The organism is Fulvitalea axinellae (genome assembly GCF_036492835.1).
Classification (GTDB): Bacteria; Bacteroidota; Bacteroidia; order Cytophagales; family Cyclobacteriaceae; genus Fulvitalea; species Fulvitalea axinellae.
In genome coordinates, this window is record NZ_AP025314.1 from 4,476,871 (window position 1) to 4,494,398 (window position 17,528).

General features: G+C 50.0%; 15 protein-coding genes. 9 read left to right on the plus strand and 6 right to left on the minus strand.

Going from position 1 to position 17,528, the window contains the following annotated elements:
• Positions 1–88: 88 nt before the first annotated feature.
• Positions 89–358 carry a DUF1493 family protein gene (locus tag AABK39_RS17435; RefSeq protein WP_338392592.1) on the minus strand — a complete coding sequence of 90 codons (270 nt, stop codon included), beginning with the start codon at positions 356–358 and terminating at the stop codon, positions 89–91.
• Positions 359–522: 164 nt separating this feature from the next.
• Here AABK39_RS17435 and AABK39_RS17440 point away from each other — a divergent pair, with 164 nt between their 5' ends.
• Positions 523–1,722 carry a leucine-rich repeat domain-containing protein gene (locus AABK39_RS17440; RefSeq protein WP_338392593.1) on the plus strand — a complete coding sequence of 400 codons (1,200 nt, stop codon included), beginning with the start codon at positions 523–525 and terminating at the stop codon, positions 1,720–1,722.
• A 221-nt stretch (positions 1,723–1,943) separates the two neighbouring features.
• On the opposite strand, the gene AABK39_RS27785 is transcribed toward AABK39_RS17440, so the two are convergent.
• Complete coding sequence (locus tag AABK39_RS27785) at positions 1,944–2,510, minus strand: helix-turn-helix domain-containing protein (RefSeq protein ID WP_421825145.1); 567 nt, start codon at positions 2,508–2,510, stop codon at positions 1,944–1,946.
• Positions 2,511–2,867: 357 nt separating this feature from the next.
• Between AABK39_RS27785 and AABK39_RS17450 the strand changes: the two genes are divergently transcribed.
• Positions 2,868–4,055, plus strand: a complete 1,188-nt coding sequence (locus tag AABK39_RS17450; protein WP_338392594.1) for an alpha/beta hydrolase-fold protein — start codon at positions 2,868–2,870, stop codon at positions 4,053–4,055.
• 170 nt (positions 4,056–4,225) lie between these two features.
• On the opposite strand, the gene AABK39_RS17455 is transcribed toward AABK39_RS17450, so the two are convergent.
• Together AABK39_RS17455 and AABK39_RS17460 are read right to left on the minus strand one after the other, a co-directional pair.
• Complete coding sequence (locus AABK39_RS17455) at positions 4,226–6,874, minus strand: carboxypeptidase regulatory-like domain-containing protein (RefSeq protein ID WP_338392595.1); 2,649 nt, start codon at positions 6,872–6,874, stop codon at positions 4,226–4,228.
• 38 nt (positions 6,875–6,912) lie between these two features.
• On the minus strand, positions 6,913–7,671 hold the full coding sequence (locus AABK39_RS17460; RefSeq protein WP_338392596.1) for a GLPGLI family protein: 759 nt from the start codon (positions 7,669–7,671) through the stop codon (positions 6,913–6,915).
• Positions 7,672–7,818: 147 nt separating this feature from the next.
• Here AABK39_RS17460 and AABK39_RS17465 point away from each other — a divergent pair, with 147 nt between their 5' ends.
• Together AABK39_RS17465 and AABK39_RS17470 are read left to right on the plus strand one after the other, a co-directional pair.
• A complete protein-coding gene (locus AABK39_RS17465) occupies positions 7,819–9,459 on the plus strand; it encodes a sensor histidine kinase (protein ID WP_338392597.1) in 1,641 nt (546 codons plus the stop codon).
• Positions 9,431–10,123: a response regulator transcription factor gene (locus AABK39_RS17470; protein ID WP_338392598.1), complete on the plus strand. Its 693-nt coding sequence runs from the start codon at positions 9,431–9,433 to the stop codon at positions 10,121–10,123. Before AABK39_RS17465 ends, AABK39_RS17470 begins: the two co-directional genes overlap by 29 nt.
• 520 nt (positions 10,124–10,643) lie before the next feature.
• On the opposite strand, the gene AABK39_RS17475 is transcribed toward AABK39_RS17470, so the two are convergent.
• Positions 10,644–12,734, minus strand: a complete 2,091-nt coding sequence (locus tag AABK39_RS17475; RefSeq protein WP_338392599.1) for an alpha-galactosidase — start codon at positions 12,732–12,734, stop codon at positions 10,644–10,646.
• 245 nt (positions 12,735–12,979) lie between these two features.
• Here AABK39_RS17475 and AABK39_RS17480 point away from each other — a divergent pair, with 245 nt between their 5' ends.
• Both AABK39_RS17480 and AABK39_RS17485 read left to right on the plus strand, forming a co-directional pair.
• Positions 12,980–13,867 carry a zinc-dependent peptidase gene (locus AABK39_RS17480; protein ID WP_338392600.1) on the plus strand — a complete coding sequence of 296 codons (888 nt, stop codon included), beginning with the start codon at positions 12,980–12,982 and terminating at the stop codon, positions 13,865–13,867.
• A gap of 38 nt (positions 13,868–13,905) precedes the next feature.
• Positions 13,906–15,174 (plus strand): ABC transporter permease, encoded by a 1,269-nt coding sequence (locus AABK39_RS17485; RefSeq protein ID WP_338392601.1) that lies wholly within the window; start codon positions 13,906–13,908, stop codon positions 15,172–15,174.
• A gap of 3 nt (positions 15,175–15,177) precedes the next feature.
• On the opposite strand, the gene AABK39_RS17490 is transcribed toward AABK39_RS17485, so the two are convergent.
• Positions 15,178–15,876, minus strand: a complete 699-nt coding sequence (locus tag AABK39_RS17490; protein ID WP_338392602.1) for a ComF family protein — start codon at positions 15,874–15,876, stop codon at positions 15,178–15,180.
• 63 nt (positions 15,877–15,939) lie between these two features.
• Here AABK39_RS17490 and AABK39_RS17495 point away from each other — a divergent pair, with 63 nt between their 5' ends.
• The 3 genes from AABK39_RS17495 (at position 15,940) to AABK39_RS17505 (ending at position 17,494) form a co-directional block, all read left to right on the plus strand.
• Complete coding sequence (locus AABK39_RS17495) at positions 15,940–16,293, plus strand: carboxymuconolactone decarboxylase family protein (protein ID WP_338392603.1); 354 nt, start codon at positions 15,940–15,942, stop codon at positions 16,291–16,293.
• Complete coding sequence (locus tag AABK39_RS17500) at positions 16,286–16,648, plus strand: hypothetical protein (protein ID WP_338392604.1); 363 nt, start codon at positions 16,286–16,288, stop codon at positions 16,646–16,648. Before AABK39_RS17495 ends, AABK39_RS17500 begins: the two co-directional genes overlap by 8 nt.
• Before the next feature lie 81 nt (positions 16,649–16,729).
• Positions 16,730–17,494 (plus strand): exodeoxyribonuclease III, encoded by a 765-nt coding sequence (locus AABK39_RS17505; protein WP_338392605.1) that lies wholly within the window; start codon positions 16,730–16,732, stop codon positions 17,492–17,494.
• Positions 17,495–17,528: the final 34 nt, after the last annotated feature.

Genomic DNA, 17,528 nt, shown 5'->3' on the forward strand with positions numbered 1-17,528 from the left:
TTTTGCTAAAAAAGGAAGCCCAAATTCTTTGTAGTCTAGTCAACCGGATTCAGTTTACCACAACATATACCGTCCCATATATCTTGAACTAGCAAACGCTTCTTCGTCTTTCTTCTGTTGAAGATTTTTTAAGCCAGAGCAAGGCATTTTCACCCTCCGAGTGGAAGTAATCCGATAAATTAAACCCAGCCATATCAACATTAAACGTCTTTTCGTACTCTTCGAAGAATTCTACCGCATCGTCTCCCGTCAACCCCAAATCATATTCCAGGTCTAAAGAAGCGTCAATATCGGTTGTCCCCGAATAATCTTCCAATAAGAATAAAAACCGTTTATCATGTCGCCAATCATCACTCATAAGCTTCCGTATTCAATGCCCGAACGAAATCCCTAAACTATACAATTGATTCATCATGACAATAAACCGAATGCTTTACCCTTTAATAAGTTAGACGTAAATTCAGATAATTTTTTGATTCATATGCCATAGTCTTATCACTAAAAAACAATCCAAAAAATATAATGTCATCCACCATAAAGAAAATAGAGAAATGCATCTCCAAACAAAGCAAAAGGCTGAACCTGTGCGACAGTGATTTTTCCATAGACTCTCCGGAGTTCCAACTGTTAAAACAATGTACCCACCTGACCGAACTGTATTTGGGCAACAATGATTGGGAAAGGCTTGACGGGCTGGAAACGCTGACGGAACTAAGGCACCTGTGTCTGGGCAATAGCTGGCTTGAGAGTGTTGAGGGGCTTGGGGGATTGAAAAAGCTTAAACGGCTGGATTTATTCGGCAACAGCATACAAAAACTCCGGGGATTGGAGTCCTTGACCGGCTTGAGGGAACTTGACCTCAGCTCAAACAATATCCATAGAATAGAGGGGCTGGACAAACTGGAGGCTTTGACCAAGCTGAATTTAAGCCAAAACCGGATTCAAGAGACCAAAGGGCTGGACAAATTGACTTCCTTGACTCATCTGGACCTAAGGTTCAATAAAATAAGCGAGATAAAGGGACTGGAAAACTTGGCAAAACTCAAACGGTTGGATTTGTCCGATAACAGAATCCTAAGCATAAGGGGGCTGGAATCGTTAACCGCCCTAAGGGAACTGAATATCCGCTCCAACGGCATCCAAAAAATAGAGGGCTTGGAAAACCTCAAAGGCCTAAGAGAGCTTTACCTAGGCGATAACCTGATACAAAAAGCCGAAGGGCTGGAAACGCTTAAGAAGCTGGAACGTCTGGACCTATCAGGCAACAGGATACAAAAGGTGGAAGGGCTGGAACAGCTACACGCACTCACTTACCTGAATCTGGATTTCAATAAGATCAACAGGCTGGAGGGGCTGGAAAACCTACGCAAACTAGAGGCGCTGAAAGTCAAAGGGGAGGCTATCGTGAATATCGAGGCCATAGACCCCATCCTAAACACGGGCCAACCGCTGGACTTCCAACACACTACGTCACGCGTTCTCGAAAACGAAAGTACCCCACCCCACCACGGAAGCCAAGATATAAACGCATTCTTCGAACTCGACTGTCCCAAGCTCCGCGACGAGTACCTTCGGACGATAGCCCAATGGCCGGAGTTTTCGTATGACCGTTATTATTGGCAAGTTGTCAAGTCATTCACCGGGGAAGTCAAAAGGTTGTATATGGATTGGCTGATACGGAACTACAGAGAGCGTAAGCCCTTGCCGGAAGAGAGTGTTTAGGGTCCCACCCTTTTACCAATACCTTTACACGTAACGAATCGCAACACTGTTAGCCCCATACAAAGCCAAACTTCATGGCCTTCCCAAACGCTCCAAAACACGCCGGAGTGTTATGCCGATAGCCAATAAGGTCGCAGATAAAGCGAAACCACCACCGATAAGGCACAAAAAAACCGCAACCTTTCGGCTACGGCAGTATACAGAGTAAGTTTTTTTGCGAATTAGGCGCAAAGATTCCGTGCCATAACGGTGTGTTCGGCGAGTGGTTCCGGGGTTTTCCAAGTTTTCGGCGGATCGCCGAAGGGGTTAACTTCTCCCGGCAGGGTCTCTTTTTGGCCGAAGTGCTGCAGCTTAAGTTTCATCAGTCGGGGCTGTATCGGCTTGTCCCACACGGCGAACAGGCTGGCCCTGCGTCGGCGGATGTTACGGTAGACACTGTCGGGACGATCTCCGTTACGGCGGTAGCGGGCGTTGCGGTAGTCCGAGGCCCAAGCCGTCAAAAGGCGGTCGGTTTTCGGTGTCCGGAGACTGACACCAATAGGAGAGCACCTGAAAACAAGCCTCCCACGGTACTTGGGGGCCGATAAAAACTTCCGGGCCTCATAATACGCCTGCGCGTGCTGGGCCGAATAAAAGTCGCGATAGCTGTTGCGCCCCATCTCCCTGCTGACAGTGGAAGGACTCACGCCCAACACCATCGCTATCCGGCGCATGGAGAACCCGGCGTTGGCGTAACGCTCTATCTTCCGGCGGGCTTCGTAGTCCAAATGTCTGTAGAGTGCGGGCATGGGCGTCGGGGTTGTCCATTGGGCGACGATTCTTTCCGCCTTTCGGTTTTATATCCGCAAAAAATGGACGGAACGGACTGGCGAATATCATCAGGAAACGCGCTGAGAAAGCGGGTTAGAGCAAGATTTCTTCCATTATCGGACAAACAACAGCGACAATACAGGCAAAAAACACAGCAAACGACAATGCGGGTTTAGGGTGAAAAGGAAATTTTTGTCTAGGAGTATACGAGGATTTACCGTTCTGATTTCCTTATATTTCCAATAATTAAACATTTCGTTTTCAACAATCATCGGCAATGCGGGGAATCGGGTAGCGGGAGCAGGAAATTGCCCAAACTCATAAAGGACTGTCGTATGACAAACAGCAAAACACGCAAAGCCCCCATTCTTTTCATTCTTATGATGGCGCTTTATGGCTTTGCCTATCCGCAAGACCATGAGCAAATCACTATCGGCACCAAGCACCGCATCCATTCCAAAGTTTTGGGCGAAGAGCGGGAGTACTGGGTAAATCTTCCGGAGTCGTATCACGGCACGGGCACGGCGCATAAGCGGTATCCCGTTTTGGTCTTGCTGGATGGACACGCCCACTTCAAGTCCGTCACGGGCATGGCGAATTATATGGGAGCGGGGTTCAACGGCAACAGAAAAATTCCCGAAATGATAGTGGTGGCGATAAGGAACGTAAACAGGAGAAGGGATTTTACGCCGGATAAAGTCATAACCAGACGAAAGAACGATACCGGAGGCGGTGAGAAGTTCCTTGGTTTTCTGGAAAAGGAATTGATCCCTGAGCTGGACAAGAAATATAGGACGGAAGCCTACAGAATCCTTTTCGGGCATTCTTTGGGCGGTTTGTTGGCCACGCACACCTATATGAAGGAAAACACCCTGTTCAAAGCCTTTATCGCGGTGGATCCGAGTTTCGGCACTTGGGACGCCGAGACTATGGACAAAAAACTGGACGCCGTAACGGAACGGTCTTTCGAAAGGTATATCTATATAGCCACCGCCAACTGGGGAAAGCGGAATATCAGAAACCGTGACAGACACGTACGGCTGTACGAAAGCCTGAACAGCAAATGCAAAGGCGAGTTTCCCGGAAAGTTGGCTTATTTCGAAAATGAGAACCACGGATCCGTTCCCGTTATCGCGTTTTATCAGGGGATCAACTCCATTTTCGACGGCTATGGCATATCATATCGGGACATCAAGGACAAAGCGCAACTGGTCCGGCATTTTGAGGGGCTATCCCAACGGCTATCCTGGAATTTCACTCCGCCTGAAGCCCTAGTGAACAGAGTCGGCTATATGTTTCTCCGAAACTCCAACGAAAAGGAACGGCTCAAAGCGCTGGATTTTTTTATTCTGAATACGGAGAACTACCCCAATTCGGCGAATGCTTTTGACAGTTTGGGAGAAGCGTACGAAGTTATCGGGGACAAGAAACAGGCATTGCGGGATTATAAGAAATCGCTAAAACTGAACCCTGACAACCGGCATGCGGCACAAAAAGTCAACAGCCTGAAAAAAGCCATGTGATTGCCCGGCGGTCAATCCATTCGCCACAGAAGCCAAAAGGTTATTCGAGTCGGCTGTTATAGGGTTACGGGTAACAGATAAGGTGTTTTGGCAAAAAAATGACCCGGGTCGCCAGTCAGGCGTCCCGGGTACGTATGGGTAAACAAATCAGAATCGCGTTTTTTCCAACCCTAAAGTTTATATTTCACCCGAAGGGCCATATACCCCGGCAATGCGCTGTAGGCGCGCGTCAGAAAGTAGTTTTGCTCTTGGCGGTTTTCGAGTTGTCGGGTACGGCTTAGGTTCAGTATGTTTTTGGCTATCAACTCATACGCCCATTTGCTTTTCTTTTTGTGGTAGCGCAGGCTGGCGTCTAGCAGTTCGTTTACCAGTTTCCGGTCGCCGGTATCGGAGATTCCGTACTCGTACTTTACGCGCCAGCGCAGACTTTTGGCCACTTGTCCGCGGAAGCTAACCAAGGGCCGGTGACCATACAGCCTCGCCGAACGGTCTTGACCCTCCACCTCGTTCTCGGAACGGGAATAGGCATAGGCCAGCTCAAAATTAAAGGCTGTCCCGAACATGGACTGAAGGCTCGTCCGCCCGCCGTAAGTCTCGGCTTCGGTGGCCCTCTCCTCGCCTTGCCAGTAGCTATAACCGTCGCGCAGGCTAAAGTTCGCCGAAAAGCTCAGCTTGAAAGGTACGCTTTCCATGGCCTTGGAGAAACTCGCCCTACCGCCAAAGCTTTCCTCTCCCGGCAAGAATACCGGGCTCAGTTCGCTAAGCTGACGGGTAAGCGCCGTACGGCTCCCGGGCGTATTCTCAGCCCGGCGGTAGTTCAGTCCGGCGTTGGTGGCTATGCCGTTAAAGCCGTCGAACAGGGAATATGATACCCGAACAGTATGCGCCGGACTGGACGCCCCGGCATCGAGCCCGCCACGGTATACGGACCTAAACGACCGGGCCTCGGCGTACGGCGACAACCAGCCAAAACTAGGCGAAGGGCTATCGCGTCGCCATCCGGTGCTTATGCGGTGGGAAGGCCCGAAGGAGTACGAGGCGTCCGCAAAGGGCTCAAGGTATAGCCTTGACTGTTCGGCGCCGGTCTCCAATCGCAGGTAGTTCAGCCTGGCGCCAAAAGAATATTCAAGGTCGCTTTTGTTGTTCGACAACTTTAGTCCCGAAAAATAACGGGCGGAGTTGAGCGTAAAGACAGCCGGGCCTTCTCCGCCCTGCGTCCCGTCTAAGTTCGTAGACCGCTCCAGTCGCAATTCGTTCTTTTCCGCCGACACTCCCGCCTCGGCGCGGAGCAGAAAGTCGCCCATCCGCTTGGCCAAAGCCGTCTGTGCTCCCCAAGCGTCCTTTTCTATGCTTTTGTCTTGCGTGTAGCGGTATTCTCCGTTCTCAAAATCGAGGTTCAGGAACTCCCTATTGCCCGAAAGGTCCATATCCGATCCGCTTCGGCTACGCAGGTAATGCGCCTTGGTGGTCAGCAACAGGTCTTTGCCTATATGCCGGTTCCACTTCAGTCCGTTTTTCAAGGAAAACGAATTCTCGTCGCGGGCGTCGGCGTACACGCTTTCCTCGCCGTTAAAGTTGTTGTCGGTGTCCGTATCACTCTCGCTGGCTGTGGGACTGTAAGAGAGCTGGTATGTCCATACGGAGCCCTTCTCTGGTTTCCATATCAACTTGCCCAGCGTATGGCCAAACCAATATTTGCCCCGGCTCCGTAGGCGATCGTTTACGGTAGCGCCGCCGGCGTCTATATATCGCGTCAGGGTATTCTCTTCCCGGTCCTGTGTCGTGCGGTTAAGTAGGCCCAAGGCGTTTACCCTCAGTTTTTCCGAAGGGAAAAAGTTCATATGCAAAGCCCCGGTCGCCCCTTCCCGATTCCGCACTCCGTCGCCCCAGTTTACAAAGTCCGGAATATCGTCCATGCTGATTAGGTTGTTGTCATCCATCATGGCGGCAAAACCGCCCTGCATATCTATAAAGTCCCGAAATGTCAGCGTCTTTTCGCCCGTATTGTTGGCGTTGGCAATAAACCCTACCTGGCTCTCGCGCCGGAAGCTAAACAGGTTGGCCTTGCCCTCATATTTGTCGCGCACACCCGCAGCCATCGATACGTTACCCGTCCATTTACCTTTGTATTCGTCCTTTATCCCGATATTGACCGCCGTCTTTTTATCCGTCTCAAAATCTCCCTGATGGTCAAAGCCTTTGTAATCGTTATACAAAGCCACGCTGTCCACCATCTCGGCGCTGATATTTTCGGTGGCCAAGCTGTGTTGCTCCGAGAAAAACTCCTTGCCTTCCACCAACAGTTTGTCCACCTGCTCTCCGTTGGCCATAATCTTCCCGGCCTCGTTTATCTCTATGCCCGGAAGCTTCTCCAACACCTCCCTGAGGTTTTCCTCACTGCCGTCGGTAAGTTTTTTCAGATTATAGCGAACGGTGTCTTGCGTCACCCGGGCGGCCAAACCTTCGCCCGATACCTCCACGGTATTCAGAAAGAAATCCGACACTAACAGTTTTACCTTAAAAGCTTGAGGCGCCTTACCATTTTCCACCTTAAAGGGCTTTTTGAAATTCTTATAGCCCATATAGCTAACCTTCAGCAGGTATGCGCCATCCTTTTCCAAGGCTATCATAAACTTGCCGTCGGAGCCGGTTGTCTGAAAAGCGGCGGTGGAGCTGTCGGCTCCGTGGAGTATCTGCACGTTGGCGGCGGGCAAGGCCACACCCACCGAGTCCGTGACCGCACCGCTAACGACGCGCTGGGCACGGGCGCCCAAGGCCACAAGCGCCAAAAGGAGGGTAAAGAGTATTCTTGTTTTCATAGAGGAGTGTCGTTTTGCGCCTTTTTAGCGAGCGGGGTTTACTGGGCTTGGATAAAAATCATCCGTCTTCCTTCGGATTGTTGCGTCTGCATATTCTTGCGCATCAGGTCCAGCTTTTTGTCCCGCATCTTATCAAAGTCTTTTTGGTTGATCGGCTTTCCTTTCGACGGTTCTATCAGATCGGTGTTTTCCTTGCCAATCGATATTTCCAAGCCTATGTACTTAGTGCGGCCACGCTCCAGCTCCAATATCAATCCCGGCAAACCTCCGAATATGTCCGGTCCGGCCCCCAAAGGGATAGCCTCCGTATACCAAGCCACCAATTCCTTGTCATCGTCCATCGCCGTGGCTTTTACGCAATCGTATTTGCCTATTTTCTTTTTCTCTGTAGTGATTTTCCAATCATACTTCGGAAGTTGGTCCTCAATCAAGAAGTCTTTCCCAAAAAAGCCCACCTTGTTGGTGTATTGCTTAGAAGCCAAATTAGTATACAGCGTGTCACGGCTTCCCGACATCCGGATACGCATTCTCGGGCCACCGCCTTCCTCGTGCAACACCTCTTCTTCCTCTTTGCGGGGCGCCTCTTTGTATAGCGTCCGCATCCGGCTTACGGTCAGCTCAAACTCGGCTCCCTTGTTCAGTCTTTTCATCAACTTCTCTTTTGTCCTATCGTCCATACTCGCCGACTCTATATTGAGCTTTTGTGTGCGCTGGTACTTTACGCTGATAGTCTGCGCCGTGGCTTTAAGGCTGAGAAATGCCGAAAACAGAATCAGAACGGTGATTTTAGATTTCATAATTGCGTTTTTTTGTTTTACACCTCAAAAGTGTCCTGTTTACTCCGGAAAAAAGGTTAGCCAGAGTTAAGCTCTGTTATTTAGTGTTAAGCCGTTTGCGCAGGGTTCGGCCATGAGGTACTTTTGGGTATGGATAAAAAATTCCGCATGCTTATTTTCCTCGCCGTTTTGGTGATCTCGGGCACTGTTATGCTTCAGGCGCATTGGCTTTGGCAGGCCTACGCCAAAACCAAAGAGCAGTTCGCCACCGACGTGAACGCCGCCCTGGCCAAGGCAGGCAACAGCGGGCTGGAATCCGCCATCGGCGAACTGAAAACGGGCGTGGCCTGGCACTGGGGAAATCATAACCCGGCAGACCTATTCCCTTCCGCTAATTTGCTCCCCCAAAAGGGTTTGTTACCTAAACGCAACCTTCTGCCTAAACGGGATATAAAAACGGGAATAACGAGGGAGTGGAAATCCAAAGAAGACAGCCTTCCGACTAACCACTTCAAAATCCCATCCAGCGGAACACACCCGAAAATCCTGTTACGGAAACTCAAAAAAGGCGATTCCGTACACAGGCGTTTCCCCAGAATAAAAATCGAGAAACTGGACAAAGGCGCAATGGTAATGGCTCAGGGTACTGGTGACCTAAATGTAACCCTTCGGGATGAGGATACCAGTATATTGGACAAGGGAGCTGGATATGTACTGAAAATCAGCGACACATCACCAGACGGAAGCATGCAACAGGCTATAGTTATCTCTTTAGACGGCGCTTCGCGTTTCGACGCCATGGATTCGGTATTCCGCCAAGAAGTGGAGCGTCTTGGTCTACCAAAGAATTACCACCTTGGCTATCGCGGACCGGACTCTTGGCTGGCCGGCACACCTCTGGACTCCGGCCAATACGACCGGGTATACAGCACCATGATCACACTCTTTGGCGGTGACAGACACTTAAAAGCCACTTTTCCCGGCGAACAGCGCCATATCATCTCCCAAATCAGCCTTAATGTCTTAGCATCCGTACTGCTTACCGTCACCTTGGTGGCCTGTCTGGTATGGATGCTCCGAGTGATCCACCAACAAAAAACTTTGGCCGAAATCAAAGACGATTTCATCGGCAATATGACCCACGAGCTAAAGACTCCAATAGCCATCACACAAACGGCTCTGGAAGCCATGAAGAATTTTGACGCCCTGAATGATCCGGATAAAACCACTCGTTATCTAGACGCTGGACAAAGGGAGATGAAACGCCTGACGCTGTTGGTGGATAAGATCATGCGTCTTTCATTGGAAGAAAAACGGGAACTAAAGCTGGAAAAAGAACCTTTGGATGTGGCCCAATTTATAGAAAAACACCTGCAAAGCTTCAGGGCCACCAACCGCGCCGAAATAAACTTCGCCAACGGCCTGCAAGGCGCACATGCGCTGGCCGATCCGTTCCAGTTTTCGGTAGTGTTACAGAACCTACTGGAAAATGCCGTAAAGTATTCCGACGGCCACCCGAAAATAGACATCGCGCTTACCGCTACAGCCGACAATACCCTGAAATTAAGCGTCCGCGATCAGGGTGTAGGCATGGACGAACGGCATTTGTCCAGAATTTTCGATAAATTTTACCGCATACCGCAAGGCGACCAACAGCACGCCCGGGGCTACGGCTTGGGACTTTACCAAGTAATGGCCATAGTAAACGCCCACGGCTGGGAAATCTCCGTAAAAAGCGCAAAAGGAGTCGGCTCCCAGTTTAACCTAACCCTACCCGCATATGAGCAAGATCCGGTTATTATACGTTGAGGACGAGCCCACATTGGGACAAATAGTAAAGGACAGTCTGGAAACCCGGCACTTTGAAGTGACCCTTGCCCAAAACGGCCTTGACGGCTGGGATGAATTTCTCCGCGAAACGCCCGACGCCTGCGTACTCGATATCATGATGCCCGAGTTGGACGGTTTGGCCCTGGCCAAAAAGATCCGCAAACGGAACGAGAGCCTTCCCATCATCTTCCTCAGCGCAAAGACGCAGACCAAAGACGTACTCAGCGGCTTCTCCGCCGGTGGCGACGATTATATGAAAAAACCCTTCAGCATGGAAGAGCTGATTGTCCGGGTAGAGAACCTGCTGAAGAGAGCCGAAAAACACCCAATCACTGTTACGGAAACACCCGCCGTCCGACAAATTGGCAAATACGCCTTCGATTTCAAGAAGCAATCCCTAACCTTGGGCGATCATTCCCAACAACTGTCCTACAGAGAGGCCCAAATGCTCAAGATGTTTTGTGATAGGGAGAATGAGGTGCTGGAACGAAAAGAGGTGTTAATGGAACTCTGGGGCGACGACCACTTTTTCAATGCCCGAAGTATGGACGTTTTCATCACCAAGCTCCGGAAAAAACTAGCGTTGGATCCAAAAGTCAAAATTATCAATTTAAGGGGGGTAGGCTATAAACTCATAAGTTGACCTGTAGTTTCGTAAGTGTTATTTTTCCGCACAAATGGACTTTAACGCACTAAAAGCCACCTTATTGTCTTTATTTATTGTTTTTTTTATTAAAAAAATAACTTAATTGTTTTTAAAATATATTATCAGTTACTTTTTGTCCTCATAGAAACAATCCGATTCACAAACATATTTTTTGGTGATATTTTAAATTAGATAGATATTAAAGCTTAACTTTATTATGATTATAATTATTAATGTATAATTTTGGCACAATAAGTTATGCTGGCTCGGCGTTTTAGCTAGAGTAGCGAGGCAAAATCGGGAGAAATCCCGCCAAACACGGAAGAAAAGACATTCATATAAAGCCGACAAGGCTGAAGATTCCACCTGACAGAACAAAATGTGCTCATTTCGTTCAGTGGCCTAGGTAATGACAGCCTAGGCCTTATTTTTTTACCATCTTATCAAAAGAAAAAAGCCCCGAAGGCTAAACCCCGGAGCTTTTTTCAGCCTATCGGCAAACGCTTATCAGCTTGATTTAATTCGACACCTTATAGCGGTACAACGCAAAGCTATGCGCCTTCGGCAATGCGAAACGCACCTCGCCGTTGCGCTCGGCCACGGCCTCGAAGCTTTTGCCGGCACCCAACACCGCTTCGAATTTCACGCTCTTGCCTTCCGGTAGCCAAGTTTTCACATACTCCTCGCCTTTGTCGTTAAACTCGCGCATTACCAACACGTAGCCCGTACGCTGGTCGGCGATACTTTGGAAACCCGTCCAGCCCGTTCCGCTCGGCTCTTCGCCAATCGGCAATACGGCGCCGGCATGGATATCCGCGCTTTCCTTATTATAGGCCTTGATGGTTTTGGCCACCGGCATCGCCTCGGCCGGAAGTCCCGACGCCTCGAACCAAGCCAAAGGCTGGCCCATCATGGTGGTAGCGAAGCAGTAATCGAAAGGAATATTGGACGGAGCCAGCGGATTGTCGCCGTACTTTTTGGCGTTGCGCCATTTATTCAAAAACTCAACCTGAAGTCCTTCCGGCGGGAAGTAACGGCTCAAAGTCCAGAGGTTGCGCAAAGTGCGGTGCGGGAAGTAATTGGTCCAGTCGGTGTAGCGGTTTTCGAGGAAGATATTGCTGTTCCCGTCCAGCACATGGTAGCCGAAACGCTTGCCGGCCGTCACGTCCATATTGAAAATCACCTCGCCGTTCGTTTCCTCCACCACTTTATTAAAGAAGCACATAAAGTTTTCCTCTCCCTTTTTGGAGCTGATCATCATGCCGTCAATTTTGAAATAACGGACGCCGTGCTTCTTGTACAAACCGATCAGAATATCGGCGTCGTTTTCCCAAGTGGCGTAATTGTCTTTGCTCGAAGCGTTGAACCAAAGTCCGAGACGTACGCCAAGCGCTTTCGCTTTTTTCACTACCGGCTCAAAACCGTTCGGAAAGCGCTCCGGATGCGGAGTCCAATCGTCCACGCTCCATTTGTCCCAAGACTTGTTTCCGCCCTTCACCGACGAATTGTGCGAGAGGCCTTTTTGCCAACCGTCGTCAAGCTGAAAATGCGTAATGCCCAATTTCTTGCATTTCTCAAGCTCGGCGAGGATAAACTTCTCGTTCATTCTTGAATCACGCGAGCGGTCGCCCCAAGTGTTCATCATCACCATATCGTAGTCGGCGGCGTTATAGAAGCGCTCGGCCTTCTGGTAATCGCGCAAAGCCAAAAGCATATCCAGCTCCGAATCGGAATCGGCCAAGCCAAACACCACGCCGTAGCCTTTTGACCAACGCTTGGCGGAAAGCCCGGCTGAAGGCACGCCCAAACCGGCCACTTTCACTTGGGTACGGCCCACCAAAAAGTCATAGCCGGGATTGTCATAATCGGCTTCCCTAAGCGGGGATTTTTTGTAAATGAAAATGCCTTTCCCTTCCACCTTGTTGCGTACCAACAACAAATTTCCGTGGAGTTTCACCGTCTTGTAAGCGAGGATATCTCGTTCCTCCACCAAGTTGTCGTTGTGGTCCGTAGCGCCGTAGAATTTTACGGAACGCATATTCAGACTACTTCCGGGAATATCGAACAATGCGGAAAACGAGCCTGCGTGCTTACTCTTCGAGGCTTTCGGATTCTCAACTCCTGTCGGCCCACCGTCGGCGGTTACCGAAGCCAAAGCTTTTTTCGTTCCCTGCCCTTTCAAATAAAAATCGCAAAGCAAAGCCGAAGCTTCAGGATAAAGGCGATATACGCGACGCACGCCAAGTTTGCCGATTTTCCCTTCGGCCGTCACGGCCAAATGGTCGTTTATACCCGGCTGGTTTTTTATCATTTTGACGGAAAACTTCCCGCCTGTCATTTTTCCTTGAAATCCGGAAACCTGAAGGCCCGAAGGGTTCTTTCCGCTTTTGCGAAATTCCATAAAAGCGTCACCCTTCCGTACCGACACGGGTACGGGATCTCCGCCGTTCCAACGAAAAACAAATTCCGCTTTGCCGTTGGCTATCGTCATTACGTCGCCCTTGAGCGTGGCCACCGGGTCCGTCTTGGCTTGGCAAGAGGCTCCCGCCAATACCATAAGCACAAGAACAAAAAGTCTTTTCCCTTTCCTGATCAATTTTCCATCCATTGTCCATCAACGTTTTCGCGTTCCGAAAAATAACGTAACGGCCCCAATCCGGCCGTATGACTGCGGTAAACATATCTTTGGTTCCCATTTTCTTCCTAAAAAAGCGTCTCAAACAACAGGATTCTTGTTGCGGAGCCCAATTCGGCCGAAAAACTCCCGCACGCCAAGCTCTTTTCGATAAAGCTTCGTCCAGACTTGCCCCGTTCGGCGTTCCTTATTACGTTTGGCAAAAACATCTATACCTTATGAGTCAAAGTCTTATTTTTCTAGGCCTCTTCGCAATGGCGATGTGGGGCATTTGGTTTTATTTTTATGGAAAAACCAAACGAAAAAAACAAAAAGCAACCAGTAAACCCTTTCCCGAAACTTGGCGGAAATTTCTACTGAACAAGGTTCTTTTTTATAAAAACCTCCCCGAAAACCAACGACCGAATTTCGAAAAACGAATCCAGGAGTTTTTGGCCCTAACCAAGGTTACGGGCGTAGAGACGGCTATCAATGACGAGGATCGCCTACTTGTGGCGTCCAGCGCCATTATCCCCGTTTTCGGATTTCCGGATTGGACTTATCCCGGCCTAAAGGAAGTCTTGCTGTATCCCGGACCGCTCTCGTCTTACCAAACCGAAGACGGCGCCGGAGCGGTACAGGGAATGGTGGGCAACGGCCCTATTGAAGGAAAAGTCCTGCTGTCAAAAGTAGCCCTGCATACGGGATTCGACAACGAGGAAGACAAAGCCAATGTCGGAATCCACGAGTTCGTTCACCTGATCGACAAAGCCGACGGACAGATCGACGGAATTCCGGAAGCTTTGATGGACAAGAAATTCGCTTTGCCGTGGCTTGATTTGGCCCACAAGAAGATGGCGGAAATCAACGACAACGAATCCGACATCAACCCCTACGGCGCCACCGACAAAGTGGAGTTTCTGACCGTGGCCAGCGAATATTTTTTCGAACGCCCGAAGCTACTGAAGAAAAAACATCCCGAACTATACCGGAATATGGAGCGCATCTTTATGCAAAACATGGCCGACACCCGCGACCTTTCCGAAGACAAAGTGATAAAGCCCGGCAGAAATTCGCCCTGCCCCTGCGGTAGCGGAAAGAAATACAAACGCTGTTGTGGAGCCTAAACTTTGTTTGATTTTCGATTAATCCCTGAAGAAATACCATGAAAACACTGCTGATCGTCCGGAGGGAATACTTGGCCCGCGTTCGCAAAAAGTCTTTTGTCGTAATGTCCTTGCTCGGGCCGGTGCTTTTCGCCCTGCTCTGGTTGGTGCCGATTTGGCTTTCCACCGAAGGGAACGAGCGTAAAGCGATCATCGCCATCTCCGACGACAGCGGTATTTTCTCCGGTAAATTCCATAACTCCGACGAAACGCAGTTTATCTACACCGGCGCCGACAAAGCCGCCGGCAAGGAACTGCTCCATTCCAACGCCGCCCAAGGTTTTCTCTTTATCCCGGATATTGATCCCGCAAAGCCGGAAGTCATTCAGTTATTGACGGAAACCGGTTTGGGACTTGGAGTAAAAGAAAATATCAGGGAACAAATGCAGGAGATCTTACACGCCCACCAGCTAGCTTCCCTCGGCTTTGGTGCGGACGTAATCAAGAAGCTGAATCCGCCCGTCAAGATCTCGACATTCAGGCTTAACAAAGCCGGCAACCAACGCCGAGACAATTCCGCCGTAACCGCCGGCGTGTCGTATATCTTGGCTTTTCTGATTTATATGCTGATTCTGGCTTACGCTTCCCAAGTGTTGCGGGGCGTAAAGGAAGAGAAGGAAAGCCGCGTGGCCGAGGTTCTCGTCGCTACCGTCAAGCCGTTCCAGATGATGATGGGGAAAGTATTGGGCGTAGCCGCCACGGTACTTACGCAATTGGCCTTGTGGTTTGTGCTTTCTTCGGTCATTACCTTCTTTATTTCCGGCTATATCGGATCGGAAAGCCAAGCCAATTCCGGCGGAATGATGGCCATGGCGGGCGCAAACGGCGTTTGGCAAACCCTAGCCGGCATTGATATTCCCGGGCTTACGCTCGTTTTCTTACTTTTCGGGATGGGCGGTTACCTGCTTTACGCCGCGCTGTTCGCCGCCGTTGGCTCGGCTTCGGATACGGATACTGACACCCAACAGTTCACTTTGCCCATCACCATTCCGCTGATTCTTGGCTTGGTTAGTCTGGCGGGAGTATTGCGCGAACCACACGGCAACCTCTCCCTTACGTTATCGCTTTTTCCCTTGACTTCCCCGATTATCATGATCGCCCGGATGCCTTTCGGCCCGCCAATGTGGCAGGTTGTCTTATCCTTCGTGATTCTCTGCGCCACGTTTACGGGAACGATCTGGATTGCCGGAAAAATCTACAGAATAGGTATTCTTACACGAGGATCGAAAGTCGGGTACGCCACGCTTTGGAAGTGGATCCGGAACTGAAAATCAGTCTCCTGCCACACCGATTACGCCAATTGACAGGCTTTTGACGCCGGCTTCGAGCAAAGCCTTCCCGCATTCGGTTAGTGTGGCTCCCGTGGTCAACACATCATCAACCAAAAGTACCTCTCTGTTTTGTATAAATTCGCGATCGGCTACTTTAATATTACCTTTCAGGTTTGCAAAACGCTCCATCCTGCCTTTTCTCACCTGAGAATCGGTGTAGGCCGTTCTTAAAAGACCATGCTCCAGAACTTTGGTGTCCAGAACATCGGCAATGCCCAACGCTATCCAATAACTTTGGTTATAACCCCGCTCTTTGAGTCTTTTTCGGTGTACGGGAACCGGAATTATCAGTTCTGGACCACAACCTTCCCGCTGAAGCTTTTTGCCTAATTCTCTTCCGAAGAAACGACCCAAATCATATCGCCCGCTATATTTCATCGTCCGTACAAGCTTCCGAACCTTTCCGCCCTTACGGTAACGATATAAGGCCGTACCCCTCAGCATCTGCGGACATTCGGGCAAACGCTCCCTCACAAGAAGGTCGCTTTCCCGAAAATCCAAACTTGGAAGGTCCATGGAGCACGGTAAACAGACGCAACGTTCACCCGAAGTCAAGACATCTCCGCAACCTATACAAATAGGCGGATAGAATAAAGCAATCAAAGCTTCGCCCAAGCCACTGGCGTATTTTCCCAACATAGCGTAGATTTGCGTTCCGAATACTGTCCCTGAACGGGACAACCCTAGAACAGAACATTGATTATGAATCCGATAGACGAATTCAACGAATACCGCGCCAAGATGAACGAGAAGATTCTAAGTGCGGACAACAAGGTCCTGAAAAGGATTTTCAACTTGGACACAAACGCTTTCGCCGAAGGCGCCCTAGACGTGAAATCCAAGGAATTGATAGGTTTGGCCTGCAGTATGGTTATGCGTTGCGACGATTGCGTACGCTACCATCTAGGCAAATGCATGGAAGTTGGCGCAAGCCGAAAAGAGGTTTTCGAAGTGTTCTCCATCGCCAATCTAATCGGCGGAACTATCGTGATCCCTCACCTTCGCCGTGCCGTGGAATACTGGGAAGCATTGGAAGAACGCCAAAGCGATGATTAAAAAAGATCTGGAATTCGCCCGGCGATGGAGTTCCCTGACTCTTCAGATCGAAAAACTGGTGGGGAAAAAGCCCAAGGACCTGCAAGCCGTACTTTTCCTGATAGGAATCCAGGAGCTTGGTACCGGCAACTCCGCCAATTTTTCCAAAGAGGAAAAACAGGACTTGATGCACATCGCCATTTGCAAAGTGCTCAGCTACTCGGGCTATTACGAGCTTGAGGGAACGGACCAAGACGGTTGGCCACACTGGAAGGCCGTCAAAAAACTTCCGCATTTCGATATGCTTGACCAGGAGAAAGTCCTTAAGATGCATGTTATGGAATATTTCGAAAAAGAGATCGGTCTCGAATTCTGAACCGAATCCGATATCGTGAAACAGCCCGGCGCCAAGACCGGGCCGTTTTCCCCTTTTTAACTCTCCCCACACATTAGCCTTATGAAAATCATCTCCTACAACGTCAACGGCATCCGGGCGGCCATCCGCAAAGGCTTCAACGACTGGGTCGCCGAAGCCAAACCCGACTTGCTCTGCCTGCAGGAAACCAAAGCCACGCAGGATCAAGTGGATCTTTCCGAATTGGAAAATCTCGGTTACAAAAGCTACTGGCACTCCGCCCAAAAGAAAGGCTACAGCGGCGTGGCGCTCTTCGCCAAACAAGAGCCAAAACACGTGGAATACGGTTGCGGCATGGAAGCCTACGATAACGAGGGCCGGGTAATCCGTGCGGACTACGACGGCTTTTCCGTCATGAATGTCTACATGCCTTCGGGATCCAGCGGCGATCACCGTCAGGATTTCAAAATGCAATGGCTCGCCGATTTCCAAAAATATGTCGACGGGCTGAAAAAAGAGATTCCGAACCTCATAATCTGTGGCGACTACAATATCTGCCATACCGAGATCGACATCCATAATCCGAAGCAAAACCAGAAAACTTCCGGTTTTCTGCCCGAAGAACGCGAATGGGTTACCGCCTTCTTGGAAAGCGGATTTGTGGACAGCTTCCGCATTTTCCATCCAGACGAACCCGATAATTATTCGTGGTGGAGCTACCGGGCCCGCTCCCGCGAACGCAACAAAGGCTGGCGCATCGACTACCTGATGGTAGCCGAACCGATAAAAGACCTTGTTACGGGCGCTAGCATTCTCCCCGAAGCCAAGCACTCAGACCACTGCCCCGTAACTTTGGAAATCGCTTAAAATCAGCCCAGACTTACACAAAACGCCGAACTCG

What these genes read in the sequence shown, in the direction of transcription:
- AABK39_RS17435 (WP_338392592.1), bottom strand. Translation starts at nt 358, where the DNA reads ATGAGTGATGATTGGCGACATGATAAACGGTTTTTATTCTTATTGGAA.
- AABK39_RS17440 (WP_338392593.1), top strand. Translation starts at nt 523, where the DNA reads ATGTCATCCACCATAAAGAAAATAGAGAAATGCATCTCCAAACAAAGC.
- AABK39_RS27785 (WP_421825145.1), bottom strand. Translation starts at nt 2,510, where the DNA reads ATGCCCGCACTCTACAGACATTTGGACTACGAAGCCCGCCGGAAGATA.
- AABK39_RS17450 (WP_338392594.1), top strand. Translation starts at nt 2,868, where the DNA reads ATGACAAACAGCAAAACACGCAAAGCCCCCATTCTTTTCATTCTTATG.
- AABK39_RS17455 (WP_338392595.1), bottom strand. Translation starts at nt 6,874, where the DNA reads ATGAAAACAAGAATACTCTTTACCCTCCTTTTGGCGCTTGTGGCCTTG.
- AABK39_RS17460 (WP_338392596.1), bottom strand. Translation starts at nt 7,671, where the DNA reads ATGAAATCTAAAATCACCGTTCTGATTCTGTTTTCGGCATTTCTCAGC.
- AABK39_RS17465 (WP_338392597.1), top strand. Translation starts at nt 7,819, where the DNA reads ATGCTTATTTTCCTCGCCGTTTTGGTGATCTCGGGCACTGTTATGCTT.
- AABK39_RS17470 (WP_338392598.1), top strand. Translation starts at nt 9,431, where the DNA reads ATGAGCAAGATCCGGTTATTATACGTTGAGGACGAGCCCACATTGGGA.
- AABK39_RS17475 (WP_338392599.1), bottom strand. Translation starts at nt 12,734, where the DNA reads ATGGATGGAAAATTGATCAGGAAAGGGAAAAGACTTTTTGTTCTTGTG.
- AABK39_RS17480 (WP_338392600.1), top strand. Translation starts at nt 12,980, where the DNA reads ATGAGTCAAAGTCTTATTTTTCTAGGCCTCTTCGCAATGGCGATGTGG.
- AABK39_RS17485 (WP_338392601.1), top strand. Translation starts at nt 13,906, where the DNA reads ATGAAAACACTGCTGATCGTCCGGAGGGAATACTTGGCCCGCGTTCGC.
- AABK39_RS17490 (WP_338392602.1), bottom strand. Translation starts at nt 15,876, where the DNA reads ATGTTGGGAAAATACGCCAGTGGCTTGGGCGAAGCTTTGATTGCTTTA.
- AABK39_RS17495 (WP_338392603.1), top strand. Translation starts at nt 15,940, where the DNA reads ATGAATCCGATAGACGAATTCAACGAATACCGCGCCAAGATGAACGAG.
- AABK39_RS17500 (WP_338392604.1), top strand. Translation starts at nt 16,286, where the DNA reads ATGATTAAAAAAGATCTGGAATTCGCCCGGCGATGGAGTTCCCTGACT.
- AABK39_RS17505 (WP_338392605.1), top strand. Translation starts at nt 16,730, where the DNA reads ATGAAAATCATCTCCTACAACGTCAACGGCATCCGGGCGGCCATCCGC.